This is a genomic window from Actinoplanes sp. NPDC048791 (genome assembly GCF_040650095.1).
Classification (GTDB): Bacteria; Actinomycetota; Actinomycetes; order Mycobacteriales; family Micromonosporaceae; genus Actinoplanes.
Window position 1 is genome coordinate 1 of sequence record NZ_JBEZGQ010000201.1, and the last position, 10940, is coordinate 10940.

Below are 10940 nucleotides of genomic sequence, written 5' to 3' on the forward strand. Positions count from 1 at the left end.
CGGTCTCCGGCCCCGGCCCGGTCTCCGGCCCAGGCCCAGTCCCGGGCAGCTGGCCCGGCCCCAGGCCCGGCCGCGCCGCCGCCCGAGCGAGACGGCCCGGGCAGCGAGCCGTCCCCAAATAGCAACTGCCCGCGGCCGCCTACTTGTTGAGCGCGGTCAGGAACCGGGCCGCGATCGGCACCGCTGCCTCAGCCCCGGCCCCGCCCTTCTCCACCATCACCGCGAACGCGATGTCACCCTGCCAGCCCACGAACCAGGCGTGAGTTTCCTCTTCGCCGTCTTTGAACTCGGCCGTGCCCGTCTTGCCCAGCACCGGCTTGCCCGGCACGTCGGCCAGGTCCGTGGCCGTGCCCTTGGTCACTACCTCGCGCATCATCGTGTGCAGCGGCTGGATCGACGTCGCCGCCAGTTTCGGGCCGTCGGCGATCGGTGCGGCCGGGGCCGGCTCCGTCACGAGCTTCGGCTGGATGAACTGGCCGCGGGCGACCGCCGCCGTCGCGCCGGCCATCGCCAGCGGGCTGACCGCAGTCGCGCCTTGGCCGAAGGTTGCCGCGGCCAGCTCGGTGGGGCTGTTCGCCGGGGAGATCTTGCCGCTGAAGGAGTCCGCGCCGAGGTCCCACTTGGCGCCGAGGCCGAGCTTCGTCGCGGCGTCCTGCAGGCCGTCGGCGCCCAGCTTCGGGGCCAGGTTGACGAACGCGGTGTTGCACGACTTCGCGAAGTCCACCCGGAACGGGACCGAGCCGAGCTCCATGTCGTGCGAGTTCTTGAACGAGCGGCCGCTGACCTTCTTGGTCTTCGGGCAGTCCACCTCGCCGTCGAGGGTCACCGCCTTCTTGTCGAGCAGGCCCAGCGTCGACACCATTTTGAACGTGGAGCCGGGCGGGACCTGGCCGGTCATCGCGGTGTTGACGCCGGCGCCTTCCGGGCCGTTGGCCACCGCGACGATGCTGGAGTCGCTGATCCGGATCGCCACCAGGGCGCTGGGCTGCTTCTCCTTGGCCACCGCGGCGTCGGCCGCGTTCTGCGCCGCGACGTCCAGGGTCGTCTTGATCGGCTTGCCGGCGACCGGCTCGTTGCTGAACAGCTGGGAGTCCTCGACCTTGTCGTCGGGGGTGCGGCGGGCGATCACCACGGACTGGCCGGCGGTGCCGCGCAGCTGGGCGTCGTACCGCTGCTGCAGGCCGCCGTGGCCGACCTGGTCGTTCTCGCGCAGCGCTTCCGGGTTGGCGTCCAGGTCGTCGCGGGTCGCGGGGTCGACCGTGCCGAGCAGGGCGCGGGCGAACGGCCGGGTGGGGGCGAGCTCGCGTTGCCCCTCCTGGAAGACGGTGCCGTCGAGGGCGCGTACCCGATCTCGGATCTTGTCGTAGTCGGGGCGCCGCAGCGTCACGATGTCGATGAAAGCACCGTCGTCGGTCGCGTCCTTGACGCGTTCCGCGATGAGTTTGAAGTCGACGTCCACGTCGATGGACTTGAAGAGCTTGCCGAGCTCGGTGAAGAGCTTGGCCTGGTCGGTGATCCGGTTGGGGGTCACCCCGACGGTGACGACCGGCCGCTGGGTGACGATCGGCTTGCCGTCGGCGCCGAGCACGTCGGCCCGGTCGGCGGCCTTGCGGCGCAGCTCGAGCCGGTCACCGGCGGTCAGCTCGCTGTGCACGATGGCCGGCTCCCAGATCACCCGCCAGCCGTCGGTGTTGCGCTTGGTGAGCCGCACGGTGCTCTGGTACGACCAGGAGGTCCCGCCCGGCAGCGTCCAGTCGAGCTTCACCGGGCCCGAGGCGATCTCGCCGGTCTCCTTGGGTTTGCCCTCGGCCGAGAGCAGCAGCGACGACTTCTTCAGGTCGCCGGCCAGGCCCTGCAGCTGGGTGAAGACGTCGTTCGCCGAGATCTTGGCGCCGTCGGCGGTGACGAAGCCGGTCTTGCTGAGGTCGCCGTTGCGCCAGCCCTTGAGGAACGTGTCCAGGGTGTCGCCGGGGCCGTCCGAGCCGGAGCAGGCGGCCGCGCCGCCTGTGATCAACAGCAGGCCGGCCATGGCGGCCAGGACCCGGCCAGCACGTCCGTTGCCGCGCATGATGCCACCCTTCCCTCGGCTCGATTCGAGAAACCTACGGAACGGTAACCGGAGTCGGGCCGCCGCGTTGACCCGTGGTGGGTGAGATGTATCAAATTCGGGTGTCGGATCTCTTCCGTGCACCCCGGGTGTGGCCCGGGCTGTCGGGGGGACGCTCTAGGCTGATGCCCGACACGTCGAACCCACAATGTCGTGGGTGAGGGGAGCCCTAGGTCATGGCCGTCGCCGATGAGGCAGCGATCGAATCCGATCCCGAGCTGGATTTCGGGCCCGGCCCCGGGCTGGCCCTGACGGGCCGGCTGGGGACGTCCGACGATGAGCTGGACGAGCCGCTGCCCAACGCCGAGCGCCTGGTGGCGCAGGCGGTGGAGCTCGCGGGGCAGGACCACACCACCGCGTCGCTGGTCGGCCGCTTCTGGCGGTTCGCACCCGACGAGGAGCTGGTCGGTTACACGCCCGCCGAGATGCATGCGGCAGCGCTCGCGCACCGTGAGCTGGCCCATACCCGGCGCCCGGGTGAGCTCCGGCTGGACATCAGCGCCCCGACCGAGCGGCAGTCGCACACCGTGCTGTCGATCGTCACCGACGACATGCCGTTCCTGGTCGACTCGGTCACCGCCCTGCTCGTCGCCCACCAGCTCGACGTGCACCTGCTGGTGCACCCGCTGATCGTGGTCCGGCGCGGGCCCGACGGCGAGCTGACCCAGGTCGAGGCCGACGTGGAGCCCGACGACGCGATCGACGGCGACCTGGTGGAGAGCTGGATCCGGGTCGAGGTCGACCCGGTCCGCAACGCGGAGGCGCGCTCCCAGCTGCACCAGGAGCTGTGCCGGGTGCTGACCGACGTGCGCGACGCGGTCGACGACTGGCCCCGGATGCGCCAGCGCGCGGTGGTCATCGCCGACGAGCTGGCGGCGGCGCGCGGCTCCGAGCGCAAGCTGCCGGTGCCGGACAAGGACGTCACCGACACGATCGAGCTGCTCAAGTGGCTCGCCCACGACCACTTCACCTTCCTCGGCTACCGGGAGTACCAGCTCGAGGGTGACGTGCTGACCGCCGTGCCGGGCACCGGCCTGGGCATCCTGCGCGGCGACAACAGCACCCCCCGCAAGCTGTCCTCGATGGCCCCCGAGGCGCACCGCCGCGCCCTGGAGAAGCGGCTGCTGGTGATCACCAAGGCCAACTCCCGGGCCACCGTGCACCGCTCGGCCTACCTGGACTACATCGGCGTCAAGGTCTTCAACGAGTCCGGCGAGGTGGTCGGCGAGCGCCGCTTCCTGGGCCTGTTCTCCAGCTCGGCCTACCGCACCAGCGTCCGCGAGCTGCCGGTGGTCCGCCGCAAGGTGATGGAGGTGCTGGACCGCTCCGGCCTCTCGCCGCGCGGGCACTCCGGCAAGGACCTGCTGCAGATCCTCGAGACCTATCCGCGTGACGAGCTTTTCCAGATCAAGACCGATGACCTGTACGAGGCGGTCGTCGGCGTGCTGCGGATGGCCGGCCGCCGGCAGCTGCGGCTGTTCCTGCGCCGCGACGGGTACGGCCGTTTCATCTCCTGCCTGATCTACCTGCCCCGGGACCGGTTCACCACCAGCAACCGCCAGGCGATGCAGGAGATCCTGCTGCGGGAGCTGAACGGCATCGGCGTCGACTACACGACCCGGGTGACCGAGCGGATGCTCGCGCGGGTGCACTTCATCGTGCGCACCGACCCGGCCGACCCGCCGGGCGCGGTGGACCCGAACGTGCTGGCCGAGCTGCTGGCCGACGCGACCCGGATGTGGGACGACGACTTCTCCCTGGTGCTCGAGCGCAAGCTGGGCGAGGAGCCGGCCAAGGACCTCTTCCACCGGTACGCGCCCGCGTTCCCGGACAGCTACAAGGACGGCCACACGCCGTACGAGGCGGTCCAGGACATCGCCAAGCTGGAGCTGCTGGAGGAGACCGGCCAGCTGGAGATGCACCTCTACCGCAAGCGGCACGTCAACCGCGACGGCAATGCCGAGCCCGACGACGCCGACGTGCGGTTCAAGGTCTTCCGGTACGGCGAGCCGATGATGCTCTCCGCGGTCCTGCCGGTGCTGCACTCGCTGGGCGCCCAGGTCGTCGACGAGCGGCCGTACGAGGTGCGCCGCCCCGACGGCACCGTCTACCTGTACGACTTCGGTCTGCTCCCGCCGGCCGCCCACCGCGAGCTCTCCGAGGTGCGCCCGCAGGTGGAGAACGCCTTTGCGGCGGCGTGGCGGGGTGAGGCCGAGGTGGACGGCTTCAACGAGCTGGTGCTGCGGGCCGGGCTGACCTGGCGGCAGGTCGTGGTGCTGCGGGCGTACGCGAAATATCAGCGGCAGACCGGCAACGTCTTCTCCCAGCGCTACGTGGAGTCGACCTTCATCGCCTACCCGGAGATCGCCCGCCTGCTGGTGCAGCTCTTCGAGGCGCGGTTCTCGCCGCGGCTGGAGCTGGGCGAGGAGGAGCGCGCGCGCCGCGGCGACGAGCTGGTCGAGCAGATCACCACCCTGCTGGACGGCGTCGACAGCCTGGACCAGGACCGCATCCTGCGTTCCTACCTGACGCTCATCCAGGCCACGCTGCGCACGAGCTTCTTCCAGCGCGGCGCCGACTCCCGTCCGAAGTCGTACGTGGCGTTCAAGCTCGATCCGCAGGCCATCCCGGACCTGCCGGCGCCCCGGCCGAAGTACGAGATCTTCGTCTACTCGCCCCGCTTCGAGGGTGTGCACCTGCGCTTCGGCGCGGTCGCACGCGGTGGCCTGCGGTGGTCGGACCGCCGGGAGGACTTCCGCACCGAGGTGCTGGGCCTGGTCAAGGCGCAGATGGTGAAGAACGCGGTGATCGTGCCGGTCGGAGCCAAGGGCGGCTTCGTGCTCAAGCAGAAGCCGGGCGACCGCGACGAGGCCGTCGCGTGCTACCGCCTGTTCATCGGCGCGCTGCTCGACGTCACGGACAACATCCACAGCGGCAAGATCGTGCCGCCGGTCGACGTGGTCCGCCACGACGGCGACGACCCCTACCTGGTGGTCGCGGCGGACAAGGGCACGGCCACGTTCTCCGACATCGCCAACGAGATCTCGGTGAGCAAGGACTTCTGGCTCGGCGACGCGTTCGCCTCGGGCGGCTCGGCCGGCTACGACCACAAGAAGATGGGCATCACCGCCCGCGGCGCGTGGGAGTCGGTCAAGAAACACTTCCGCGACCTGGGCGTCGACACCCAGTCGCAGGACTTCACGGTGGTCGGCGTCGGCGACATGTCCGGCGACGTCTTCGGCAACGGGATGCTGCTCAGCGAGCACATCCGGCTGGTGGCCGCCTTCGACCACCGGCACATCTTCCTGGACCCGGACCCGGACGCCGCCACGTCCTACCGGGAGCGCCGCCGGCTGTTCGACCTGCCGCGTTCGTCGTGGGCCGACTACGACGCCTCGCTGATCAGCGAGGGCGGCGGCGTCTATCCGCGGACGGCGAAGTCCATCCCGGTCACGCCGCAGGTCCGCGCGGTGCTGGGACTGGGCGACGCGAAAGCCGTGAGCCCCACCGAGCTGATGCGTGCCATCCTGGCCGCTCCCGTCGACCTGCTGTTCAACGGCGGCATCGGCACCTACGTGAAGGCGAGCACGGAAACCCACGCCGAGGTGGGGGACAAGGCCAACGACCCGATCCGGGTCAACGGCTACGAGGTGCGCGCGAGGGTCGTCGGCGAGGGCGGCAACCTGGGCCTGACCCAGCGCGGCCGGATCGAGTACGCCCGGGTCGGCGGGCCGCCGGACGAGAGCGGCAGCGGCCACGGCGGCCGGATCTTCACCGACTTCATCGACAACACGGCCGGCGTGGACTGCTCCGACCACGAGGTCAACATCAAGATCCTGCTCGGCGGCGCGGTCACCGACGGCGAGCTGAGTCTGCCCGACCGCGACGAGCTGCTGGCCGCGATGACCGACGAGGTCGCCGCGCTGGTCCTGCGGGACAACTACGAGCAGGCCACCGCGCTCGGCAACGCCCGGTCGCAGGCCCACTCGCTGCTGCCCGTGCACCGCCGGATGCTCACCACGCTCGAGCAGTCGGGCCAGCTCAACCGCGAGCTGGAGGCGTTGCCGACCGACAAGGAGCTGGCCGCGCGCCACGAGGCCGGTGAGGGGCTGACCGCTCCGGAGTTCGCGGTGCTGCTCGCGTACGTGAAGATCTCGCTCGAACGCCAGGTCCTCGCCGACGTCCTGGTGGACGAGGCCTGGACCAACGACGTGCTGGCCCGGTATTTCCCCACCCCGCTGCGCGAGCGCTACGCGGCCCGGATGGCCGGCCACCGGCTGCGCCGCGAGATCATCTCGACGGCCCTGGTCAACGAGGTGGTCAACCGCGGCGGCACGTCGTTCGTCTTCCGCGCGATGGAGGAGAGCGGCGCCTCGGCGGCGGACGTGATCCGCGCGTACGTCGTGGTCCGCGACGTCTACGGGCTGCCCGGCCTGTGGGCGGCAGCGGAGCAGCTGGACAACGAGGTGGCGACGCCGGCGCAGACGCTGGTCTACCTGGAGACCCGGCGGCTGCTCGACCGGGCGGTCCGCTGGCTGGTCAGCAACCGCCGCTCGCCGATCGACGTGGCCGGCGAGATCGCCCGGCTCCGCCCCGGCGTCGAGGCACTGCTGGCCCAGCTCCCGACGGTGGTCGTCGGCGTCGAACGCCGCTCCCTGGAGAGCCACGTGACCACGCTGGCCGAACGCGGCATCCCGGAGCAGCTGGCCGACGCGATCTCCCGGGTGGTCTACGGCTTCGGCATGCTGGACATCCTGGAAACGGCCCGGGCCACCGGCCACGACGCGACCGAGGTGGCGAAGGTCTACTTCGTGATCTCGGAACGCTTCCAGATCGACGTGCTGCTGTCACACATCTCCCGCCTCCCGCGCGGCGACCGCTGGCAGACATTGGCCCGCATGGCGCTGCGCTACGACCTGTACGCGGCCCTGGCCGGCCTGACGGCGGAGGTGCTGCAGTCAACTCCGGCCTCGGCGGCGCCGGAGGACCGCCTGGCCGAATGGGAGCAGGTGAACGCGGCATCGATGGCCCGGACGGGAAACGCGATGGGCAACGTGGAAGAGGCCCCGGCGGACCTGGCGGCGTTGTCGGTGCTGCTGCGGCAGATCCGTACGTTGGTGAAGACCTCGTCGGCTGTGTGAGGGCTGAGGCCGCGTCCGGCGCTGCCGGGCGCGGCCTTCCTCCCCGAGCGCCGCCCCGCGCGATCCTCACCGTCAGCGGCGGTCGCTGCCGTGCCCCCTCTGAGCAACCAGGCGGTAAGCGCGGCCTTGCTTCCCGCCCGACCGTGGCGGTCAGCGAGGGGCGACGTTCTCGTCGATGAACTTGGCGATGGCCTTCGCCACTCTCTGCGGTGCGCGGCGTTCGGCGTTGTGGCCCTGGCCGTGCAGCAGCAGCCGGCGGGTGTTGGGCAGCGCCCGCTCGAGCGCGTCCAGCCGTTCCGCCAGATGCCGCGGTGACTTGTCCCCGCCGAGCAGCAGGATCGGCATCTTCAGCTCCGCGTACGCCGCCAGCCGCACCCCCAGCGCATCCAACGCGTCGTTGTCGTCCAGCTGCCGGACCACCCGCTGCCGGTACTCCGGGTGCCGCCCGACGATGAAGCCCGCCAGCCAGGCCAACGGCGCCGGCATCCGGACCACGTCCCGCAGGAAGATGGCCAGCGCCTTCCCCGGCTTGTCCTGGGCGATCGCCACGCGGGCCCGCGCCAGCTTGTCGTCACTCAGCGGCGCGCCGATCACCACCGGCGGCTCGTAGAGCACCGCGCCCGCGTATGCCCCGGGGTTCGCGACCAGTGCCTCCAGTGCCACCACCGCTCCCGACGAATGCCCGACCAGCACCGGCCGGTCCAGTTGCGCCGCGATCGCCGCCACGTGGCCGACCTCCTGCGCCATCTTCGACGGTCCGGGCAGGTCCATGCGGTAGCGGCGGCGTTCCAGCCGTACCGTCCGAAAGCGGTCCCGCAGCAGGTCCGTGACCGGCTGCCAGACCGTGCGGTCTCCCATGCCGCCGTGGATGACCAGGATCGGCGTGCCGATGCCCTCCTCCACTGCTTGTGCTTCCGTGCCGTCGTCCGCGAGGGCCCGCATGACTCCTCCTTAGCGCCGCTAAGGAGAATTTAGCACTGCTAAGGTGACGTCGTGAAGGGCTTGACGCGCGAAGTGCTCATCGAGGCCGGGCTGAAGTTGCTCGACGAAGTGGGCCTGGAGGGTCTGACCGTGCGCCGCCTCGCCGCCGAACTGGGCGTCCAGTCGCCGGCGCTCTACTGGCACATCCGCACGAAACAGGAACTGCTCGACGGCATGGCGAACGCGATCATCGTGCGCGCCGGGATGGGACCACCCCGCCCCGGCGAGCCCTGGCAGGAATGGCTCGCCCGGCGGGCCAGGTCCTACCGAGCGTCACTGCTCGCCAGTCGCGACGGTGCCCGCGTGGTCTCCGGAGCCGTGCGTAGCGGTGACTCGGTCCGCCACTTCGAGCAGGAACTCGCGGCGATGGTTGAGCGCGGCTTCACCCCCGTCCAGGCCCTGCGCACGATCACCGCGCTGAGCCACTACATCAACGGCCACGTCCTGCAGGAACAGGCAGTGGCCTCGACCATGGCCGAGCGCGGCGAGCACCCGGACCTGAGCGAACTGCCGACCCTGGCCGCGGCCCTCCGGTCCGGCAGCCCGATCGGCGACGAGGTCTTCGAGTACGGCCTCGCGACGCTCATCAAAGGTACGGAATCCGTCCTGCGCCCATAGCCGGTTATCCACAGCCCCAACGTTGTCCACAGGGGTCCCCGCGGGGCTCGTGGATTGCGGCAAGCTCTTCGCATGACTTCCACGACGGCGACAAATGGCCCGGGCGGCCGCGTCCTGCCTGCTCGCGACGCCAGTCAGCCGGCGTCGCCGGGCAACGGTCGCGCCGGCACTCAAGGTTCGCGTCGATGTCGGGGTGCCTGGCCTTGACCGATGCGGTGATCGCGACGAGCAGCGCCGCCGTCTCGACGGCTGCCCGGTTCGATGCACGGTCGCCGGCGCTTGTTCGGTGTCCGTGTCGGCAGCTGATTCGCTGCGGCAGTGTGAGCCGGGCGCTTCACCCGATGATTGCTCCCGAAATCATCGGAGCGCCCGGCCCACCATCCGTGCCGCAGGGTGGTCTCGAACCGGTCCCGAGGTTCGAAGCCCTGCGACATCCCCAGATCCACCTGCGAAAGTGACGCTACGTGGTGATCGGTGCACCGGGGAAGCACTGGGTGTGCGATATGACCGTTCGGCTGGCCGATTCCAGGCGACAGATCCGGCTATAGCTGCCCGGCCGGTCGGAAACCACCACCCAGCAGCGCGCCCAGCTCAACTGGCAGTAACGCAGAGTAAAGGAGGTCCTCGGTGCGGAACGTGATCAGTCTTCGCGGCGGATGGTGTCGAGCAGGGCCAGGATCTGGCGCAGGGCGGGCCGCAGCACGCGCAGCCGGGACAGCCCGACCAGGCGGTCGATCAGCGGCACGACGCCGTCGATGAGGCGCCGGGTTCGGCGCTGGTCGGGGGAGCGGTCGTAGACCCAGAAGAGGACTACGCCCATCCAGCCGAGCCACAGCAACTCGGGCAGTTCCTTGCGCAGTTCCGGGTCGAGCTTCGCGGAGGAACCGTCGACCGCATCCCGGAAGATCGCGATGGCGGCCTCCCGGGCCGGCGACGACTCCTGGGAGAACGGGCTCAACGGCGAAGTCGGCTCGGCGGCGGTCTTGAAGAACGTGGCGGCGAACGAGTGGTAGGGCTGGTTGACGTCGATCCCGGCGTGCAGCGCACCCCGCAGCCGGGCGGCGAAGTCCTTCTCGTTGGCGAACACGACCTCGGCCGCCGCCCGGTGCGCGGCCTGGGTGCGGTCGTAGAACCCCTGGATGAGGTGTTCCTTGGAATCGAAGTAGTAGTAGGCGTTCCCGACCGCGACCCCGGCTTCCTTGGCGACGGCCCGCATGGTGGTCTCGGTGTAGCCCCGCTCCCGGAACAGTCGCAGTGCGGTTTCCAGGATCAGCTGCCGGGTCTGCTCACCTCGCGGCCGCCGCGGCTTCTCCTCGCCACCCTCCGACTTACCGCCGGCGACGGCGGCGCCATCGTCCGTGCCGGAACCAGAGGCGGTCTCGATCGGGTTCACGCTTTCAGCCTTCGGAGCAGCGCCGGGCCCACCCGTCGGAGTCGTTCCCGTGGCCGTCGCCGGCTCAGGGGACGGGCTGTGGGGGAGCGCCGGAGAGCCGACGCCGGGCTCATCGGCGGCGGGGTCAGCGGCACTGGTCGTCACACACGTCACCGTAGTCGTCCGCCCGCGTCGACTGGCGGACGGCAGCGGCGGCGGCGATGAAGCGCCGCGCCGTCGGCAGCAGCCGCGGGGAGCTGAGCCGCTCGGCCATCCCGCGGTAGTCCGCCAGCGCCCAGAGGCAGGCCAGCCAGGCGCCGTCCGAGACGTAGACCAGTCCACCGTCGGTGATCACGGTCAGATCCCGCAGCGTGGCGGCATGGTCCAGCCCGGGAAAGCGCTGCCGGGCCTCGGCCGACCCGGCGGGCACAAAGAGCAACGGTACGAGCTGAGCGCGGCCCGCAAGCCACCGATGCGCGGCGCGGCAGATCGGGCAGCCCTCGTCGTAGAGAACGGTGAAGTACCCGACCCGGCCGGCCCCGTGACCGGCCGGATCGATGGTCCCCGTCATGCCGGTGCGGGCGGCGGAACAGGCCCCGCCATGCCCTGCCCAGGCCACTCACTCGGCCGGGCGCCGCCTTGGTCGGCCAGGACATCCTGAACTGGTTCATCGACCTGCTCAAGGGCGCGGTGGCCCCGATCTACATGGCCATCGACGGCT

General features: G+C 70.7%; 6 protein-coding genes. 2 read left to right on the forward strand and 4 right to left on the reverse strand.

Translation table 11 applies throughout. The features are described 5' to 3' along the window. Nucleotides 1-139 precede the first annotated feature (139 nt). On the reverse strand, nucleotides 140-2068 hold the full coding sequence (locus tag AB0C29_RS17120; protein ID WP_360821185.1) for a penicillin-binding transpeptidase domain-containing protein: 1929 nt from the start codon (nucleotides 2066-2068) through the stop codon (nucleotides 140-142). Between the two features lie 215 nt (nucleotides 2069-2283). On the opposite strand from AB0C29_RS17120, the gene AB0C29_RS17125 reads away from it, so the two are divergent. Then, nucleotides 2284-7248, forward strand: coding sequence for an NAD-glutamate dehydrogenase (locus AB0C29_RS17125; protein WP_360821187.1), 4965 nt, complete (start codon nucleotides 2284-2286; stop codon nucleotides 7246-7248). Between the two features lie 150 nt (nucleotides 7249-7398). Here AB0C29_RS17125 and AB0C29_RS17130 read toward each other — a convergent pair whose 3' ends face one another. Continuing rightward, nucleotides 7399-8190 (reverse strand): alpha/beta hydrolase, encoded by a 792-nt coding sequence (locus AB0C29_RS17130; protein ID WP_360821189.1) that lies wholly within the window; start codon nucleotides 8188-8190, stop codon nucleotides 7399-7401. Between the two features lie 51 nt (nucleotides 8191-8241). Here AB0C29_RS17130 and AB0C29_RS17135 point away from each other — a divergent pair, with 51 nt between their 5' ends. Continuing rightward, entirely contained in the window at nucleotides 8242-8847 is a 606-nt protein-coding gene (locus AB0C29_RS17135; RefSeq protein ID WP_360821191.1) for a TetR/AcrR family transcriptional regulator C-terminal domain-containing protein, read from the forward strand. A 640-nt stretch (nucleotides 8848-9487) separates the two neighbouring features. On the opposite strand, the gene AB0C29_RS17140 is transcribed toward AB0C29_RS17135, so the two are convergent. Next, the gene (locus AB0C29_RS17140) at nucleotides 9488-10120 is read right to left on the reverse strand and encodes a TetR family transcriptional regulator (RefSeq protein WP_360821195.1); all 633 of its coding nucleotides are present in this window, start codon (nucleotides 10118-10120) and stop codon (nucleotides 9488-9490) included. A gap of 244 nt (nucleotides 10121-10364) precedes the next feature. Continuing rightward, a complete protein-coding gene (locus AB0C29_RS17145; RefSeq protein ID WP_360821193.1) occupies nucleotides 10365-10790 on the reverse strand; it encodes a DCC1-like thiol-disulfide oxidoreductase family protein in 426 nt (141 codons plus the stop codon). Nucleotides 10791-10940 lie beyond the last annotated feature (150 nt).

What these genes read in the sequence shown, in the direction of transcription:
- AB0C29_RS17130 (WP_360821189.1), bottom strand. Translation starts at nt 8,190, where the DNA reads ATGCGGGCCCTCGCGGACGACGGCACGGAAGCACAAGCAGTGGAGGAG.
- AB0C29_RS17125 (WP_360821187.1), top strand. Translation starts at nt 2,284, where the DNA reads ATGGCCGTCGCCGATGAGGCAGCGATCGAATCCGATCCCGAGCTGGAT.
- AB0C29_RS17145 (WP_360821193.1), bottom strand. Translation starts at nt 10,790, where the DNA reads ATGACGGGGACCATCGATCCGGCCGGTCACGGGGCCGGCCGGGTCGGG.
- AB0C29_RS17120 (WP_360821185.1), bottom strand. Translation starts at nt 2,068, where the DNA reads ATGCGCGGCAACGGACGTGCTGGCCGGGTCCTGGCCGCCATGGCCGGC.